Source organism: Rhizobium sp. BT-226 (assembly GCF_025847085.2).
In the GTDB taxonomy this organism is placed as follows: Bacteria; Pseudomonadota; Alphaproteobacteria; order Rhizobiales; family Rhizobiaceae; genus Rhizobium; species Rhizobium sophorae.
Genome location: NZ_JAOYTI010000002.1, coordinates 1,408,508 through 1,426,685 on the forward strand (window position 1 = coordinate 1,408,508; position 18,178 = coordinate 1,426,685).

Annotated in this window: 16 protein-coding genes; 11 read left to right on the forward strand and 5 right to left on the reverse strand. The window is 63.2% G+C overall.

The features are described 5' to 3' along the window. The first annotated feature begins 60 nt into the window (after positions 1 to 60). Positions 61 to 393 carry a LapA family protein gene (locus OIU37_RS17195; RefSeq protein WP_171601811.1) on the forward strand — a complete coding sequence of 111 codons (333 nt, stop codon included), beginning with the start codon at positions 61 to 63 and terminating at the stop codon, positions 391 to 393. Between the two features lie 41 nt (positions 394 to 434). Here OIU37_RS17195 and OIU37_RS17200 read toward each other — a convergent pair whose 3' ends face one another. Both OIU37_RS17200 and OIU37_RS17205 read right to left on the reverse strand, forming a co-directional pair. Continuing rightward, positions 435 to 869: a GNAT family N-acetyltransferase gene (locus OIU37_RS17200; RefSeq protein ID WP_264258124.1), complete on the reverse strand. Its 435-nt coding sequence runs from the start codon at positions 867 to 869 to the stop codon at positions 435 to 437. Between the two features lie 37 nt (positions 870 to 906). Then, on the reverse strand, positions 907 to 1,362 hold the full coding sequence (locus OIU37_RS17205) for a carbon monoxide dehydrogenase subunit G (RefSeq protein WP_171601812.1): 456 nt from the start codon (positions 1,360 to 1,362) through the stop codon (positions 907 to 909). A 112-nt stretch (positions 1,363 to 1,474) separates the two neighbouring features. Here OIU37_RS17205 and OIU37_RS17210 point away from each other — a divergent pair, with 112 nt between their 5' ends. From OIU37_RS17210 to OIU37_RS17240, 7 genes are all read left to right on the forward strand, one after another. After that, positions 1,475 to 2,065, forward strand: coding sequence for an NUDIX hydrolase (locus OIU37_RS17210; protein ID WP_171601813.1), 591 nt, complete (start codon positions 1,475 to 1,477; stop codon positions 2,063 to 2,065). 185 nt (positions 2,066 to 2,250) lie between these two features. Next, the gene (locus OIU37_RS17215) at positions 2,251 to 3,336 is read left to right on the forward strand and encodes a class I SAM-dependent methyltransferase (protein ID WP_264258125.1); all 1,086 of its coding nucleotides are present in this window, start codon (positions 2,251 to 2,253) and stop codon (positions 3,334 to 3,336) included. Beyond that, positions 3,333 to 4,193, forward strand: a complete 861-nt coding sequence (locus OIU37_RS17220) for an RNA methyltransferase (protein ID WP_264258126.1) — start codon at positions 3,333 to 3,335, stop codon at positions 4,191 to 4,193. Before OIU37_RS17215 ends, OIU37_RS17220 begins: the two co-directional genes overlap by 4 nt. Next, on the forward strand, positions 4,190 to 4,693 hold the full coding sequence (lspA, locus tag OIU37_RS17225; protein ID WP_164025280.1) for a signal peptidase II: 504 nt from the start codon (positions 4,190 to 4,192) through the stop codon (positions 4,691 to 4,693). The genes OIU37_RS17220 and lspA overlap by 4 nt, the downstream gene beginning before the upstream one ends. A gap of 55 nt (positions 4,694 to 4,748) precedes the next feature. Continuing rightward, positions 4,749 to 7,031 carry an ATP-binding protein gene (locus OIU37_RS17230; RefSeq protein ID WP_264258127.1) on the forward strand — a complete coding sequence of 761 codons (2,283 nt, stop codon included), beginning with the start codon at positions 4,749 to 4,751 and terminating at the stop codon, positions 7,029 to 7,031. 108 nt (positions 7,032 to 7,139) lie between these two features. After that, positions 7,140 to 8,018 (forward strand): GNAT family N-acetyltransferase, encoded by an 879-nt coding sequence (locus OIU37_RS17235; protein ID WP_264258128.1) that lies wholly within the window; start codon positions 7,140 to 7,142, stop codon positions 8,016 to 8,018. 183 nt (positions 8,019 to 8,201) lie between these two features. Next, positions 8,202 to 8,834, forward strand: coding sequence for a VOC family protein (locus OIU37_RS17240; protein WP_180693952.1), 633 nt, complete (start codon positions 8,202 to 8,204; stop codon positions 8,832 to 8,834). Between the two features lie 30 nt (positions 8,835 to 8,864). Here OIU37_RS17240 and OIU37_RS17245 read toward each other — a convergent pair whose 3' ends face one another. The 3 genes from OIU37_RS17245 to OIU37_RS17255 form a co-directional block, all read right to left on the reverse strand. After that, a complete protein-coding gene (locus tag OIU37_RS17245; RefSeq protein ID WP_264258129.1) occupies positions 8,865 to 9,254 on the reverse strand; it encodes a type II toxin-antitoxin system VapC family toxin in 390 nt (129 codons plus the stop codon). Next, a complete protein-coding gene (locus tag OIU37_RS17250; RefSeq protein WP_182210600.1) occupies positions 9,251 to 9,493 on the reverse strand; it encodes a type II toxin-antitoxin system Phd/YefM family antitoxin in 243 nt (80 codons plus the stop codon). The genes OIU37_RS17245 and OIU37_RS17250 overlap by 4 nt, the downstream gene beginning before the upstream one ends. Before the next feature lie 213 nt (positions 9,494 to 9,706). Beyond that, on the reverse strand, positions 9,707 to 11,989 hold the full coding sequence (locus OIU37_RS17255) for an NADP-dependent malic enzyme (protein WP_264258130.1): 2,283 nt from the start codon (positions 11,987 to 11,989) through the stop codon (positions 9,707 to 9,709). A 113-nt stretch (positions 11,990 to 12,102) separates the two neighbouring features. Here OIU37_RS17255 and mutS point away from each other — a divergent pair, with 113 nt between their 5' ends. The 3 genes from mutS (at position 12,103) to OIU37_RS17270 (ending at position 18,159) form a co-directional block, all read left to right on the forward strand. Beyond that, positions 12,103 to 14,829: a DNA mismatch repair protein MutS gene (mutS, locus tag OIU37_RS17260; protein ID WP_264258131.1), complete on the forward strand. Its 2,727-nt coding sequence runs from the start codon at positions 12,103 to 12,105 to the stop codon at positions 14,827 to 14,829. A gap of 12 nt (positions 14,830 to 14,841) precedes the next feature. Then, the gene (locus tag OIU37_RS17265) at positions 14,842 to 15,117 is read left to right on the forward strand and encodes a hypothetical protein (RefSeq protein ID WP_003544896.1); all 276 of its coding nucleotides are present in this window, start codon (positions 14,842 to 14,844) and stop codon (positions 15,115 to 15,117) included. A 135-nt stretch (positions 15,118 to 15,252) separates the two neighbouring features. Next, positions 15,253 to 18,159: a [protein-PII] uridylyltransferase gene (locus OIU37_RS17270; protein WP_264258132.1), complete on the forward strand. Its 2,907-nt coding sequence runs from the start codon at positions 15,253 to 15,255 to the stop codon at positions 18,157 to 18,159. The last annotated feature ends 19 nt before the right edge of the window (positions 18,160 to 18,178 follow it).

Consider the following 18,178-nt stretch of genomic DNA (forward strand, 5'->3'; position numbering starts at 1 on the left):
TGCAAGCATGAAACGCGCCCTTCAAAAAGACCGGCGCAATCTGCCGCGTGGAGACCTCAAATGGCCAAGAAGATCGTCAACCTGTTGATTTTGCTGCCGCTCGGCGTCATCCTCATCGTCTTCTGCGTCGCCAACCGGCAGAGCGTCACGCTCGCCTTCAATCCGTTCCGGCCGGAAGACCAGGTGCTTGCGATTTCCGCGCCCTTCTTCGTCTTCCTGGTCGTCTCGCTGATCACAGGCATGCTGATCGGCGCGGCCGCCACCTGGTTCAGCCAGGGCAAACACCGCAAGCGTGCCCGTACCGAGGCCAAGGAAGCCATCCGCTGGCAGAGTGAGGCCGATCGCCACAAGAACCGTGCCGAGGAAATCGCCGGACAGCTGCCGGCGCGGTAAAACGGGTCAATATTCGACAGGCTCGGTATTTCTGCGGCCCGTCAAACCGGAAAATAGCTCAATTCCTCATAGTCGCCCTCGGGCGAGGCGCCGTTGCCGGTTACCTGGAAACCGTGGGCGAGATAGAATGCCTTCGCCCGCCGGTTCTTCACCAGGCATTTCAGCCGGTACCGGTGTTGCGGCCATTCCGGCAGGGCGCGCAGCAGCGCCGTGCCTGCACCCTGGCCCTGGAATTCCGGTTTTAGGTAGAGCATGTGGATGAAATCGTCCTCCGGCCAGAGCGACAGGAAGCCGGCGACGCTGCCGCTTTCATGCGCGCAGACGAAGACCGTCTCGCCATTGGTATGGGCGGCGAAATCCTCGCGGTGGAATTTGCCCGGATCGACCCAGACGAATGTTTCGCGGCGCACGGAAAGATAAATCTCCGCGAGCATTTCCTGATCTTCCGCCCGCGGCGGCCTGATGGTCCACGTCATAATTCCGATTTAAACGAAGCCTCAATCTGCGCCAAGCCTAACCGGCCGCCATTTTGGCGACGACGGCAGCATTGAAATCCGAGAAGAAACCTTCGGCGAGCCTCTGCGAGGTCGAATCGAGCAGACGCGCGCCGAGCTGGGCGAGCCTGCCGCCGAGTTCGGCCTTCGACCGGTAGTGCAGGATCGTCTCGGCACCCCTTTCCTCAAGCACGATATCGGCACTCCCCCTGGCGAAGCCGGCAAGACCGCCCTTGCCTTCGGCCGACAACGTGTAACTCTTCGGCGCATCGACATTGGAAAGCGTCAGCAGCCCGTGGAAGGTGGCTGACAGCAGGCTGAACCTGACCTTGATCGTCGCCTCGAAGACATCAGGCGACAGCCGCTCGATGCCTTCGCAGCCTGGAATGCAGTCGCGCATGATCTCGGGATCGTTGAGTGCTGCCCAGACGATGTCCCGCGGCGCGGCGATGCGTTCTTCGCCGGTGAAATCCATTTGACGACCCCATCTTCGATTCGCTCATCTTATCCCAGCGGGAAAGCGCTTTGCCAAGGCGGCACGGAATGTTATCTGCCGGTTGCGATCTGGCACATAAGGGATGGGGCCGATGAACGACGAACTGAAGCCCTGGAGCGTGACGGCAAGCCGCATCACCTATGAGGATCGATGGATCCGGATCCGGAGCGACGATTGCGTCACCGCCGATGGAACCGTCGTCGCGCCCTTCCATGTGCTGGACTATCCCGACTGGATCAACGTTATCCCAGTCATGCCCGACGGGCGCGTGCTGCTGACACGGGAATATCGGCACGGCCGCGGCGAGATCGTGCTCGGTCTGGTCGCCGGCAGCCTCGAACCCGGCGACAGCAAGACCGGCGATCCGGCGATGACGGCGGCCCAGCGCGAACTCCGGGAAGAGACCGGCTATGAAGCCTCGACCTTCGTCAAGCTGCTCACCTCCTATCCGAATGCCGCCAGCCACAGCAATTTGGTGACGAGCTGGCTGGCGCTTGGTCTCAGCCGGGTCGGCGAACCGTCTTTCGACCCCGGAGAGAAGGTCGAGCTGCTGTTTGCGGATCTTGCTGCCATCCTCGGCGAACTGCAGTCCGGCGCCGTCATCATGCAGTCTATGCATGTCGCAGCCCTCTATGCGGCGGAAAGCTGGCTTCGCACGCAGGCCTCCGAGGGCTTGAAATAGACGCCGCATCGGGGAGATCCCCTCCTCTTGCCCGGGCTTGGCCGGCGGCGCAGTTGATCCGCCCCGCTTTTCTGGGCTACTGCATATTCAAAGTGCCGCAGTGCGATTTGCGCGTTTCAAGACGCGCGACGCTGGAGCGGACGCAAAGCCGATAAGACACCCCGACAGAGACGCGGAAGAACACGTTGAAACAGAGAGAAGGCCGGCCGGGCCAGAAGAAAACATCAGGTCCTTCCGGTGAAAGCCGCAGGGACGATCGGACAGGGCGGCCGCCGAAGCCGCTCGCGCGGCCTGCGGCGAGCCGCGAGGCTGCTGCGCCTGCCGCCGTCGTGCGCCCTCTGATGACGCGCAGCGGCGAGCGTCCGGCTGAGCGCGTGCCTGTCATCCTCGAATCGCTCGGCGCCGGCGACTTCCACCTGATCGACAGCGGCAACGGCGAAAAGCTCGAGCAATACGGCCCCTATCGCATCATCCGCCCGGAGGCCCAGGCGCTGTGGCGGCCTTCGCTGCCCGCGCACGTTTGGGAAAAGGTCGATGCCGCCTTCACTGGCGATACCGACGAGGAAGGCACCGGCCGCTGGCGCTTTCCGAAGGAGGCGCTCGGCGAGACCTGGCCGCTCAATCTGCTCGGCGTCGATTTCCTCGGCCGCTTCACCTCCTTCCGCCATGTCGGCGTCTTCCCCGAACAGATCGTGCACTGGAGCTGGATGAAAGAGCAGGTCGAAAGGGCCGGCCGACCGCTGAAAGTGCTGAACCTCTTCGCTTATACCGGCGTCGCCTCGCTGGTTGCCGCCGCAGCCGGCGCCGAGGTCACCCATGTCGATGCCTCGAAGAAGGCGATCGGCTGGGCGCGGGAAAACCAGGCGCTCGGGCGCATGGAGAAGCTGCCGATCCGCTGGATCTGCGAGGATGCGATGAAATTCATCCTGCGCGAGGAGCGCCGCGGCAGCCAGTACGATATCATCCTCACCGATCCGCCAAAATTCGGCCGCGGCCCAAATGGCGAAGTCTGGCATCTTTTCGAGCATCTGCCGTTGATGCTCGATGTCTGCCGCGAGATCCTGTCGCCGAAGGCAGTGGGCCTGGTGCTGACGGCCTATTCGATCCGCGCCAGCTTCTATTCGATCCACGAGCTGATGCGCGAGACGATGCGGGGCGCCGGCGGCGTGGTCGAATCCGGCGAGCTGGTGATTCGCGAAGCCGGCACCGACGGCAAAACGCAGGGCCGCGCGCTTTCCACCTCCCTCTTTTCCCGCTGGGTGCCGAAATGAGCAAGGACTTCCACGATCAGGGACCGCGCAGGGTCGGGCAGGTGAAGGAAGTGACCTCGCTCGCCAACCCGATCATCAAGGACATCAAGGCGCTGACGAACAAGAAATCGCGCGAGGAAAGCGGGACGTTCCTGGCCGAAGGACTGAAGCTCGTCATCGATGCGATCGAACTCGGCTGGGCGATCCGCACGCTCGTCTATGCCAAGGCCGCCAAGGGCAAGCCGCTGGTCGAGCAGATGGCGGCAAGGACCGTCGCCTCGGGCGGACTGGTGCTCGAGGTCAGCGAAAAGGTGATCGCCTCGATCACCCGCCGCGACAATCCGCAGATGGTCGTCGGCATCTTCGAGCAGCGCTGGAAGCCGCTCCGGGATATCCGGCCGATGGATGGCGAGACCTGGGTGGCGCTCGACCGGGTGCGCGACCCCGGCAATCTCGGCACCATCATCCGTACCGCCGATGCGGCCGGCGCTTCCGGCATCATTCTCCTCGGCGAGACGACCGATCCCTTCTCGCTCGAAACGGTACGCGCCACCATGGGCTCGGTCTTTGCCGTTCCGGTCGCGCGGGCGACGCCTGAGGAATTCATCGCCTGGCGGAAATCGGCCGGCGTTTCCGTCGTCGCGACGCATCTTGCCGGCGCGGTCGATTACCGGACGATCGACTACCGGAAAAAGCCCGTCGTGCTGTTGATGGGCAACGAGCAATCCGGCCTGCCGGAGCAACTGGCGAAAGAGGCCGACGCGCTTGCCCGCATTCCGCAGCAGGGCCGCGCCGATTCACTGAACCTCGCCGTCGCCACCGCCGTCATGCTTTTCGAGGCACGCCGCCATCTCCTCTCACTTGCCGAGGGCAAATGACCGAACAGACGCATGCACGCCCGGCGCTGTTTTCGCGCCCGGCACCGATCCTCTTCTTCATCGTCGTCGCCGTTCTGATCGACCAGGCCGTCAAGATCACTGTTGATCATTACTTGCCGCTGCAGGAGGCGGTGCCCGTCGTTCCGATGCTGGCGCTCTACCGGACCTACAATCTCGGCGTCGCCTTTTCGATGCTGTCCGGCATGGACGGCTGGTTCATCGTCGGCATGCGGCTCGTCATCGTCGCCTTCGTCATCTGGCTGTGGTACCGCACGGCGAAGGATCGCTGGATCGCCCATCTCGGTTATGCGCTGATCATCGCAGGCGCGATCGGCAATCTCGTCGACCGCTTCGCCTATGGGCATGTGATCGATTACATTCTTTTCTACACCGAGAGCTGGTCCTTCGCGGTCTTCAATCTCGCCGACAGTTTCATCACCATCGGGGCCGGCTGCGTCATTCTCGACGAGCTGCTGTTGCCGAAAAAGGCCGGCCGCTAAAATCTTATCGAAATCCTGAAGGCATTCGGAACGGGCCTCATGTTAGCCAGATAGCATGCAGAACCTGGGACAGTTGCACGAAAGATTGTCCGCCGCCTTCGGTGGACCCGCCGCCAAGCCGCATGAAAAGCGGATGGAGGCGGTCTTCTCACGGCCGAACGCAGCGGCACCCCGGGGTGCCGATGACCGCCAGGGCGGGCCTGCACCGACACGGCGCCTGCTGTTCTACTGGCTTGGCGGCGCCGGCCTTCTTGCCGCAACGATCCTGATGCTGCTTGCCCATGCCGGCGATCCGCTGCTGCTTTCGGGCGGTCTCGTCGTTCTTGGCCTTGCCGTCATCGCCAGTTATGCCTTGCTGATGGTTCGCTCGCGCGGGGCCGGACAGCGCCCCGGTCAACCCATGCCGGATTGGAACGTCGGCGCAAAGCTGTTCGCCGACGTGCACGACGTGCTCGGCGATATTACGGTCGGCCGCACCATGGACCGGCGCATCATCTCCGCCAACGATACTTTTCGCCGCCTGACCGGGCGGTTGCGTCCGGAAGGACGCACCTGCGAGGAGATCGGGCTTGCCTTCCGCCCCGGTCCGATACCGCATTGCTACGATGTCGAGATCTCGACGCCGGAGGGCCAGCGTATCTTCCTCTGGCGCGACGTCGTCACCCGCGACCCGGCGAACGGCCGTCTGCTGCTGCAGAGCGTTGCCCGCGACGTGACCGACGAGCGGCTGATCGCGCAGGGCCGCGAGGAGGCCCGCCAGAAGGCCGAATATAACAGCGCCGCCAAATCGAGGCTGCTTGCCACCGTCAGCCACGAGGTGCGCACGCCGCTTTCCGGCATCCTCGGCATGACACACTTGCTCGCCGAGACGCGGCTGACGCAGGAGCAGCAGGACTATCTGGCGAATATCCGCCAATCCGGCCACGCACTGACGCAGCTGGTCGAGGACCTGCTCGATTTCTCCACGATCGAGGTCGGCCGTTTCGCGCTGCATCCGCGCTCGGAATCGCTGCGCAAGCTCTTGGAAAGCGTCGTCGAGATGCTCGCCCACCGGGCGCATGAAAAGGGTATCGAGATCGGCGCCACCGTGTCATCCGACGTGCCCGAAAATATGAGCTTCGACCCGGCGCGGCTGCGCCAGGTTCTGTTCAACGTTATCGGCAACGCCGTGAAGTTCACCCAGGTTGGCGGCGTCTTCATCCGCGTGTCGCTCGACGCGGACGACCTATCGATCACCGTCACGGATAGCGGTCCCGGCATGACGGCGGAGGAGCAGGCGCGCGTCTTCGGCGAGTTCGAGCAGGGCGGGAGCGTTGCCGACAAGAGCAGCGGGACCGGGCTCGGCCTTGCGATCTCCGCCCGCATCATGCGCGAATTCAACGGCGCGCTGACGGTTGCCAGCGAAAAGGGCAGAGGAAGCGAATTCACCATTCGCTTCCCCATCGATATCGGCAGCGAGCGCCCCGACCGGCGAAACACGCTGCTTGCCGGCAACAGCGTCGTGCTTTTGGCGCCGGCAGGTGCGGCGCGCGCCGCCATCGCCGAGACGATCACCGCGCTCGGCGGCCTCTGCCATCTCGTCGCCGACGGCGAAAGCGCGCGGGCAACGCTGCTCGGCTTGGCAAAAGGCGGAAAGCGGCCGACCGATATTATCATCGACCATCGCATGTCGGAGGAATTTTCCGCCCATCTTGCCGATCGCGCCGAAATCGCCGCACTTGGCTTGCGCAAGGTCCTGCTCGTCAATCCGGAAGAGCGCAGCGCCCATCCGCTCGACCTCTTCGATGCCTGGCTCATCCGGCCGCTGCGCGAACAGTCGCTGATCGACGTGCTGCGCGGGCGCATGCGCGGCATGGAGAAGCGCGACGCGTTGAACGACAACCAGCCGGGCTTCGGCCTTTCAGTGGCGGAGACGCTGGTTGCCGCCAGTGGGCTCAGCATCCTGCTCGGCGAAGACGATCCGATCAATGCCATGCTGGTGCGTGTCGTTCTGGAAAAGGGCGGGCATAAGGTGCGCCATGTCGAAGATTTCGAGGCGCTGCTCGACTGCGCGCTCTGCGAGGCCAATGCCCGGCCCGATATCATCATCAGCGATCTCTCGATGCCTGGCGGCAACGGCATCGACATGCTGGGACGCCTGCGCGGCCACGAGCGGCGGCTCGATCTCGCCTCTGTGCCGGTGATCGTGCTGACTGCCGACAAGAGCGACGAATCGCGCCGCCAAGTCTTGCTCAACGGCGCCAACCGCGTCATGATAAAGCCGGTTGATCCGGTTCGGCTGCTGACCGAAGTTCAGGCAGTCGCCGCCCTTTCCGCCCGTCGGGCAGAGGCGCGCTGAGCGCCTCGGAAACCGGCACGCTTCTTGCGCTTGGAAATTCAAAATGTCACTTTCCTGTCGTAGAGAAGTGTTTTATGGCGTCGATAAGCCGGCAACGGGAGAATCGTCATGTCCGCCATCGACATCCTGAATCGTGACACCACCGCGGAGGCAGCACGGCCCTCGACGGCTGCTGTACAGAAGGACGGCGATATCCTCGGCCGCATCGGCAATCTGGAGACCCGCCTTGCCCGCACGGCACGCGAGATCGATGCCGCCCAGGCCGTGCGCTACCGGGTCTTCGTCGACGAAATGAAAGCGCAGCTGCCGCTGGACGCCATGCGCCGCCAGCGCGATGTCGACGCCTACGACGCCGTCTGCGATCATCTTCTCGTTCTCGACCGCTCGATCGAGGGCGATCCCGAAGACCAGATCGTCGGCACCTACAGGCTGTTGCGCCAGGATGTCGCCATCGCCAATGGCGGTTTTTACTCGGCTTCCGAATTCGAAATCGAGGGCCTTATCGCCAAACATCCGGACAAGCGCTTCATGGAGCTCGGCCGCTCCTGCGTGCTGCCGGAATACCGCACCAAGCGCACCGTCGAACTCCTGTGGCAGGGCAACTGGGCCTACGCCCTGAAGCATGGCGTCAGCGCCATGTTCGGCTGCGCCTCTTTCCCCGGCGTCTATCTCGAAAGCCACGCGCTGGCGCTGTCCTTCCTCTACCACAATGTGCTGGCGAAGAACGAATGGGCCGTCGGCGCCCTTCCGCATCTGGCCCGCAACATGGACCTGATGCCGATCGAGGCCATCAACCCGAAGCGGGCGCTGATGGCCCTGCCGCCGCTGATTAAGGGCTATCTGCGCCTCGGTGCGATGGTCGGCTCCCACGCGGTCGTCGATCATGCCTTCAACACGACCGACGTGCTGATCGTGCTGCCGATCTCCAGCATTTCGGACCGCTACCTGAATTATTACGGCGCCGACGCCGGCCGCTTCGCGAGCTAAACGCCAAGGACCGGCGGCAATTCAAAGTGTTGCAGCGTCCTTTGCGCGTCTGAAAAAAAGGCGCGGCGTTGTAAGGCTTGACGATCCCCCGCCATCCCTTCATCCTGACATCGCGTTTTCCGTGGGGCGCATCGGCATTGTGCCGGCTGGGCTATGCCCGCCCACACATCTCAACCATGCGCCATGTCGAATTTTGAAAACCTCCGCAAGAGAGCCAAGCTCTATAAACGTTGGCATCAGAACAGGTATCATCCTGTCGCCGCCGAAATCCGGCGGTGGCTCCCCCGTTACAGCGGCCTGGACGATCGGCAGATTCTCGACTGCGCGTTCAAGCTCGCCGATGCGCAGGAGCTCGTTGCGGCAAAGGAAGGTTTCGAAAGCTGGACGGCGCTGAAACAGGGACTGACCTTGATGAACACGCCTCAACAATCAAAAGTTTCGACACCGACATTCATCGACGCGCAACCGCAACTCTTCGTCCGGGATATCGGCAGCTCCTGCGAATTCTATATCGGCAAGCTCGGCTTTGAGCTTGCCTTCGCCTATGGCGAGCCCGCCTTCTATGCTCAGGTCTTCCGGGGTGCGGCGCGGCTCAATCTTCGCTCAGTCGACATGCCTTTTCTCCATCCGGATTTCCGGCTTCATGAGGAAGACGCGCTTTCGGCAACCATCACGCTTGACGACGCCAAAGCACTGTTCCTGGAATATACGAGAGCTGAGGTCCCGTTCCATCAGGGCTTGAGAATCGAGCCATGGGGTGCCCAGACTTTCATTGTTCGCGATCCCGACGGCAATCTGATCGCCTTCGTCAGCTGAGCGCCGTCGTCCGGCCGGACTGGACGAGCGCTAACGGAAGAGCCGGATCGGGCCGGGATAGAGCGCGACGGTCTCATCCGTCGTCAGCAACTGAATGCCCTCGACGATCGACTGCGCGATGAGGATCCGGTCGAAGGGGTCGGCGTGGATTGCCGGCAATCGATGCACCGCCAGCGTATGCATGACGGTGATCGGCAATTCGCAATAGTCGTTGTCGATGAGGGCACGGTAGAAGAGCGGCGGATCGAGATTGAAATCGTCGCGGCCGACGGCGCGCTTGGCGCTGAGTTCACCAAAGCTTGCGGGACTGAAGAACAGCTGGTTGAGGGGATCGGCGACCAGCTCCTTCGCAGCAGTCGGCAGTTTCGACGAATCCTCCGCAAGCCAGATCAGCAGCAGCGTGTCGAGCAGGAGCTTCATCGCGGCTCTGAAAACCTTGCGACATCCTGCAGATCCATGCGGTCGAAATCATCCGGCACAGAGATCCGCCCCTTCAGGAAACCCACACGCCGGATCTGCTGCGCACCGCCGGCATCGAGCGGCACCACCTTGACCAGCGGCTTGCCGGCCTTGGCGATCACGAAGACCTCACCGTTCGCGGCGTTTTCGACGAGCCGCGACAGATGAGTCTTTGCCTCATGGATGTTGATGATTCGCATGTCGCTTCGGCATCCATAAACTTAGTTCAATCAACTTAGTTTAAGGATCTGGATTTCGCAAGAAGCAAAATCCCCCTCGAATCAGTTCAATCGGCAGCTTAGCGTAAATCGCAGCCTATGCGAAGCCGGGTAAGGACAATCCACAAAAACGCTGTGCCCGGCCGACGGGCGGTCGGCCGGGCACGGAATGCCATCTCATATGCGCGGAGGAGTTTACGAACCGCCGTAGGCGGCGATCGCCGCCATGTTGACGATGTCGGAATCCTTGGCGCCCATCGAGGTGATCTGCACCGGCTTGTCGAGGCCGACGAGGATCGGGCCGATCACCGTCGAGCCGCCGAGTTCCTGCAGCATCTTCGTCGAGATCGAGGCCGAGTGGAAAGCCGGCATGACCAGCACGTTGGCCGGCCCGGAGAGGCGGCAGAACGGATATTGCTCCATCACCTTGCGGTTCAGAGCGACATCGGCCGCCATCTCGCCATCATATTCGAAATCGACGCGGCGCTTGTCGAGGATCTTTACCGCCTCGCGCACCCGCTCGGAGCGTTCGCCCGAGGGATGGCCGAAGGTGGAATAGGCCAGCATGGCGACACGCGGCGGATAACCCATGCGCCTTGCGAGACCTGCAGCTTCCTCGGCGATGTCGGCAAGCTGCTCGGCCGTCGGCATGTCGTGCACTGCCGTATCGGCGACGAAGACCGTGCGGCCGCGGCAGAGCGCCAGGGATACGCCGATGACGCGGTGGCCGGGCTTCTCGTCGATGCAGCGGCGCACATCTTCGAGCGCCGTCGAATAGTTTCGGGTGATGCCCGTCACCATGCCGTCGGCGTCGCCGAGCGCCACCATGGTGGCGGCGAAGTGGTTGCGGTCGTTATGGATCAGCCGCTGGGCGTCGCGGTGGAGATAACCGTGCCGCTGCAGCCGCGCATAGAGATAGTCGATATAGGCCTCGACCCGGGTCGAAAGCCGGGCATTGACGATTTCGAGGCCCGGCCGGTTGAGATCGATGCCGGCACGTTCCGCCGTCGCCCGAATCAGGTCCTCGCGGCCGAGCAGGATGGCGGTGCCGAGCTGCTGGTTGGCATAGGACATCGCCGCACGCAGGACCTGTTCCTCCTCGGCCTCGGCAAAGACGATCCGCTTCGGGCGGCGACGGACACGCTCATAAAGGCTGGCAAGCGTCGAGGCGATCGGATCGCGGCGCGCCGAAAGCTCGCGGGCATAACCGGCCATGTCGGTGATGACCTTGCGGGCGACGCCGCTTTCGATCGCGGCCTGCGCGACCGCGACCGGGATCGCCGAGATCAGCCTGGGATCGAAGGGAACGGGGATGATGTATTGCGCCCCGAAACGCGGCCGGTTGCCCTGATAGGCGGCCACCACGTCATCCGGAACGTCCTCGCGGGCCAGGTTTGCCAGCGCGTTGACGGCGGCAATTTTCATCGCGTCGTTGATTGTGGAGGCACGGACATCGAGAGCGCCGCGGAAGATATAGGGAAAGCCGAGGACGTTGTTGACCTGGTTCGGATAGTCCGAACGACCGGTCGCCATGATGGCGTCGTCGCGGATGCGGGCCACCTCTTCCGGTGTAATCTCGGGATCGGGATTGGCCATCGCGAAGATGATCGGCCGCTCCGCCATCGAGCGGATCATCTTGGCCGAAAACGCGCCCTTCTGCGACAGGCCGAAAACGACGTCCGCGCCCTTCATCGCCTCTTCCAGCGTGCGCATGTCGGTCTTTGCCGCATGCGCGGATTTCCACTGGTTCATGCCCTCGGTGCGGCCCTGGTAGATGACGCCCTTGGTATCGCAGAGGATGACGTTCTCAGGCGCAAAACCCATCGCCTTGATGAGTTCGACGCAGGCGATCGCCGCAGCACCGGCACCGTTGCAGACGAGTTTCGTCGTTTTCAGGTCGCGGCCGGTCAGCTCAAGCGCGTTGATCAGGCCGGCGGCGGCGATGATCGCCGTTCCATGCTGGTCGTCATGGAACACCGGAATGTCCATCAGCTCGCGCAGCCGGCTTTCGATGACGAAACAATCCGGCGCCTTGATATCCTCGAGGTTGATACCGCCGAAGGAAGGACCGAGGAAACGTACGCAGTTGATGAACTCATCGACATTTTCCGTATCGATCTCGAGGTCGATGGAATCGACATCGGCGAAGCGTTTGAACAGCACCGCCTTGCCTTCCATGACGGGCTTGGACGCCAGTGCGCCGAGATTGCCGAGGCCGAGGATCGCCGTGCCGTTGGAAATGACGGCAACCATATTGCCCCGCGCCGTATAATCGTAGGCCGTCTGCGGATCGGCGGCGATTGCCTTGACGGGCACCGCAACACCCGGCGAATAGGCGAGAGAGAGATCGCGCTGCGTCGCCATCGGCTTGGTCGGGTTGATCTCCAGCTTGCCGGGCCGGCCCATTGCGTGAAATTCGAGCGCCTCCTGGTCGGTAACCGAGGTCACCGGCCGGTCCTTCTTATCAATATCGGGCATAAATCCTCCAACGTCCTGTGGGCGACGCTTTGCTCTTCCTCAAATGCTGTTGTCATCTATAGCGGCGCGCGGATAGGGTTGGCACCTGTTTTTTTGGGAAAAACTCCACCTCCGTGAACGCACGAATAGACACAGGGAATGAGGCCTTTTCGGCTGCCGAGCTCGCCACGGCGGAAAGCCGTGCCTCGGCGACGCCGATGATGGAGCAATATATCGAGATCAAGGCGAACAATCCCGGTTCGCTTCTGTTCTATCGCATGGGCGATTTCTACGAGCTGTTCTTCGAGGATGCGCTGGAAGCCTCACGCGCGCTCGGTATCACGCTGACCAAGCGCGGCCAGCACATGGGCCAGGATATCCCGATGTGCGGCGTTCCGGTGCATGCGGCCGACGATTATCTGCAGAAGCTGATTTCGCTCGGCTTCCGCGTCGCCGTCTGCGAGCAGATCGAGGATCCGGCCGAAGCGAAGAAACGCGGCGGGAAATCCGTCGTCAAGCGTGACGTCGTCCGCCTGGTCACACCCGGCACGATCACTGAGGAAAAGCTGCTTTCGCCCTCGGAATCCAACTATCTGATGGCGCTGACCCGCATTCGCGCCAGCGGCGAGGCCCTGCTGGCGCTTGCCTGGATCGATATTTCCACAGGCGTCTTCCGGCTTGCCGAGACCGAAGCCTCGCGCTTGCTTGCCGATATTCTGCGCATCGATCCGCGCGAACTCATCCTGCCCGATACGATCTTCCACGATCCCGAACTCAAGCTAGTCTTCGACGTGCTCGGCCGGACAGCCGTGCCGCAGCCGGCCGTGCTCTTCGACAGCGCCAGTGCTGAAGGCCGGATCGCGCGGTATTTCGGCGTCGCGACGCTCGACGGCTTCGGCACCTTCTCACGCGCCGAGCTGGCGGCGGCCGCCGCCGCCGTCGCCTATGTCGAGAAGACGCAGATTGCCGAGCGGCCGCCGCTTGGAAAGCCGGAGCGGGAAAGTGCGGCCTCGACGCTGTTCATCGACCCCGCCACCCGCGCCAATCTCGAGCTTGCCCGCACGCTTTCGGGCGATCGCAACGGTTCGCTCTTGAAGGCGATCGACCGCACTGTCACCGGCGGCGGCGCCAGGCTTCTTGCCGAGCGGCTGATGTCGCCGCTGACCGACCCCGCCCGCATCAATGCGCGGCTCGATTCGATCGGCTTCCTGATCGACGAACCCCTGCTCTGCGGCAATCTGCGCGACACGCTGAAACATGTGCCCGACATGCCGCGCGCCCTGTCGCGCCTGGCGCTCGACCGCGGCGGCCCGCGCGATCTCTGGGCGATCCGCCAGGGCCTTGACGCGGCGGGCGGAGTTGCGGCCATGCTCGGCAAGGCGATGCTGCCCGAAGAGCTCGGCCAGGCGCTATCCGGCCTGCAGGCCCTTCCCGCGGCACTGGAAAAGCTGCTTGCCGAAACGCTCGCCGACGAATTGCCGCTGTTGAAACGCGATGGCGGCTTCCTGCGCGACGGCGCCAGCGCCGAGCTCGACGAGGTCCGGGCACTGCGCGACCAGTCGCGTCGCGTCATCGCCGGCCTGCAATTGCAATATGCCGAGGAGACCGGCATCCGGTCGCTGAAGATCAAGCACAATAACGTCCTCGGTTATTTCATCGAAGTCACCGCCGGCAACGCCTCGCCGATGACGGAGACGGCGGAGGCGAAGGCCCGCTTCATCCACCGCCAGACCATGGCGAACGCCATGCGCTTCACCACGACCGAACTTGCCGACCTCGAAAGCCGCATCGCCAATGCCGCCGACCAGGCGCTGACAATCGAACTCGAAGCCTTCGACAGAATGACAGCGGCCGTCGTTGCGGAAGCCGAGGCGATCAAGTCGGGCGCCCGGGCGCTCGCCGTCATCGACGTCGCCGCAGGCTTGGCGCTTCTCGCCGAGGAGCAGGCTTATTGCCGCCCGCAGGTCGACGGCTCGAAGATGTTTGCCATCGAGGGCGGGCGCCATCCGGTCGTCGAGCAGGCGCTGCGGCGGCAGGCGGGCGGCCCCTTCGTCGCCAATCATTGCGATCTGTCGCCCAGGACCGGCGACCGGGACGGGGCGATCTGGCTGCTGACCGGCCCGAACATGGGCGGCAAGTCGACCTTCCTGCGCCAGAACGCGCTGATATCAATCCTGGCGCAGATGGGCTCCTTCGTGCCGGCGACATCGGCCCATATCGGCATCGTCGACCGGCTTTTCTCGCGCGTCGGCGCCTCCGATGATCTGGCGCGCGGACGCTCGACCTTCATGGTCGAGATGGTGGAAACGGCGGCGATCCTCAACCAGGCGAGCGACCGTTCGCTCGTCATCCTCGATGAGATCGGCCGCGGCACCGCTACGTTCGACGGCCTATCGATCGCCTGGGCCGCCGTCGAGCACCTGCATGAGGCCAATCGCTGCCGTGGGCTCTTCGCCACGCATTTCCACGAGCTGACCGTTCTTTCGGAAAAGCTTGGCCGGCTATCGAACGCGACGATGCGCGTCAAGGAATGGGACGGCGACGTGATTTTCCTGCACGAGGTCGGGCCGGGTGCGGCGGACCGCTCCTACGGCATCCAGGTCGCGCGCCTTGCCGGACTTCCGGCCTCGGTCGTGGCACGCGCCCGCGACGTGCTTACCCGTCTGGAAGATGCCGACCGCAAGAACCCGGCGAGCCAGCTGATCGACGACCTGCCGCTTTTCCAGGTGGCGGTGCGCCGCGAGGAAACGGCCCGCGGGACCTCCAAGGTCGAGGAGGCGCTGAAGGCGATGAGCCTTGACGACATGACGCCGCGCGAGGCAATGGATGCGCTTTACGACCTCAAGAAAAAGCTGAAATAGGAGCGGCGCGCCATGTTCATGGAAAAACTGGTTCGCGAAACCGAGCGCCTCTCGCTGATCTGCTCCATGCTCGATACGATGCGGCGCGCCGATAAGGACCGCAATGCCCGCGGCTGGACGTCGCCGATTGGCATGCTGAAAATCACCCGCTGCTGCGCCGTGATCTCAGAGCTCGGCACGTCGATTGCCAAGGCCGGCTATCGCGAATGCGACAGGCAGGCGCTCGAGGAGATCATGCGCGAGACACGGCAGGTGCTGCATTTGCTGAATGCGCGGGCCGCCGGCTGACGATTTTCGGGAAAGCCGGCGTCTTGTGTCAAAGCGCCGTCGCCTCTTGCGGCGAACCAACACCATTTCGCCAAATTTAAAGGTTCTTGCAGTATGAAGGCCCGTGTCAATCGCCGGGCAAAGGGGCTATAGCGCATGCAGACGAAACAAGCGGCAGGCCGTGAACCGGCAGTCCGGCATGAACAGGAAACCGCCCCGGCGATAGCGATGCGCGACCTCGATTTCTCCAATATCCTCGACGTCGAGCTCTTGCAGAAGCAGTGTGACGCCGTTGCCGAGGCCAACCGGAACCGGCCCGACGTCCTGCGCGCCGATCTTCTGGCGGTACTGAAGAAGGCGAGCACCGAAGGCCGGCAGAAGGCGCGCGAGGCACTGATGGCCGACGGCGGCGGGCTGAATTGTGCCTACCGGATTTCCTGGCTGCAGGACCAGATCACCACCGTCCTCTACAATTTCGCCACCGCCCACATCTTTCCGCAGCAGAAGGACAAGTTCGCGGTCACCGCCGTCGGCGGCTACGGCCGCGACACGCTGGCGCCGGGCTCCGATATCGACCTGCTCTTCCTGTTCCTGCCGAGGCCGGCCGAAGAGACGCACAAGGCGGTCGAATTCATGCTCTACGTGCTCTGGGACATGGGCTTCAAGGTCGGCCATGCCACCCGCACGGTGGAGGAATGCATTGCGCTTTCCAAGTCTGACATGACGATCCGCACCGCCATCCTGGAGATGCGCTATATCTGCGGCCTGCAGCGGCTGGAAACGGAACTCGAGACTCGCTTCGACAAGGAGATCGTCACCGGCACCGGTCCCGAATTCATCGCCGCCAAGCTTGCCGAGCGCGACGAGCGCCACCGCAAGGCGGGCGACACGCGTTATCTCGTCGAACCGAACGTCAAGGAAGGCAAGGGCGGGCTTCGCGACCTGCATACGCTGTTCTGGATCTCGAAATATTATTATCACGTGCGCGACCAGGCGGAGCTGGTCAAGCTCGGCGTGCTGTCCAAGCACGAATACCGTCTGCTTGAGAAAGCCGACGATTTTCTCTGGGCGGTGCGCTGCCATATGCACTTCCTGACCGGCAAGGCCGAGGAGCGCCTGTCTTTCGACATCCAGCGCGAGATCGCCGAAGCCTTCGGTTATCACACCCGCCCGGGCCTTTCGGCCGTCGAGCGCTTCATGAAGCACTATTTCCTCGTCGCCAAGGATGTCGGCGATCTCACGCGCATCCTCTGTGCCGCACTTGAAGACCAGCAGGCGAAGTCGATCCCCGGCCTCACCGGCGTCATCAGCCGCTTCACCCATCGCAACCGCAAGATTGCCGGCAGCGTCGAATTCGTCGAAGACCGCGGCCGCATTGCGCTGGCCGACCCCGAAGTATTCAAGCGTGATCCGGTCAACATCATCCGGCTCTTCCACGTCGCCGACATCAACGGGCTGGAATTCCATCCGGACGCGCTGAAACGCGTTACCCGTTCCCTCGCCTTGATTGACAACAGCCTGCGGGAAAACGACGAGGCCAACCGGCTGTTCATGTCGATCCTGACGTCGAAGCGGGATCCCGCGCTCATCCTGCGCCGCATGAACGAGGCCGGCGTGCTTGGCCGCTTCATCCCCGAATTCGGCAAGATTGTCGCGATGATGCAGTTCAACATGTATCACCACTATACGGTCGACGAACATCTGATCCGCACCGTCGACATTCTCTCCGAGATCGACAAGGGACGCGCCGAGGATCTGCATCCGCTCGCCAACAAGCTGATGCCCGGCATCGAGGATCGCGAGGCGCTTTATGTCGCCGTTCTCCTCCACGACATCGCCAAAGGCCGCCAGGAGGATCATTCGATCGCCGGCGCCCGCGTCGCCCGCAAGCTCTGCGCCCGCTTCGGCCTGTCGCAGAAGCAGACGGAAATCGTCGTCTGGCTGATCGAAGAACATCTGACCATGTCGATGGTGGCGCAGACCCGCGACCTCACCGACCGCAAGACCATCACCGATTTCGCCGACCGCGTGCAGTCGCTCGATCGGCTGAAGATGCTGTTGATCCTGACGATCTGCGATATCCGCGCCGTCGGTCCGGGTGTGTGGAACGGCTGGAAGGGCCAGTTGCTGCGCACGCTCTATTACGAAACCGAGCTGCTGCTCGCCGGCGGCTTTTCGGAGGTCTCCCGCAAGGAACGCGCCAATGCCGCCGCCGAGGCGCTGCATTCAGCACTCGCCGACTGGAGCCAGAAGGACCGCAACACCTATACCAAGCTGCACTACCAGCCCTATCTGCTCTCCGTGCCGCTGGAAGACCAGATCCGCCACGCTGATTTCATCCGCCAGGCGGATAAGGCGGGCCAGGCGCTCGCCACCACGGTGCGCACCGACAGTTTCCACGCGATCACCGAGATCACCGTGCTGTCGCCCGACCATCCGCGGTTGCTCGCCGTCATCGCCGGCGCCTGTGCCGCGGCCGGGGCCAACATCGTCGACGCGCAGATCTTCACGACATCGGACGGGCGGGCGCTCGACACGATCCATGTCAGCCGCGAATTCACCGACGATGCCGACGAATTGCGCCGGGCCGCGACGATCGGCCGGATGATCGAGGACGTGCTGTCCGGCCGCAAGCGGCTGCCCGAGGTCATCGCGACACGCGCGCGCAACCGCAAGAAAAGCAAGGCCTTCGTCATTCCGCCATCGGTCAACATCACCAACAGCCTGTCGAACAAGTTCACGGTCATCGAAGTCGAATGCCTCGACCGGCCGGGGCTGCTGTCGGAGATCACCGCCGTACTTTCCGATCTGTCGCTCGACATCCAATCGGCCCGCATCACCACCTTCGGCGAGAAGGTGATCGACACCTTCTACGTCACCGATCTGGTCGGCCAGAAAATATCAGGCGACAGCAAGCGCGCCAACATCACCGCCCGGATGAAGGCCGTCATGGCCGAGGAAGAAGACGAGCTGCGCGAGCGCATGCCCTCCGGCATCATCGCACCCGCCGCCACCGCCCGGACCCCGCCTGCCGCCGACAAGAAGGCCGGTTCCCCCATATGAGCTTGAAAGCATGAGTCCC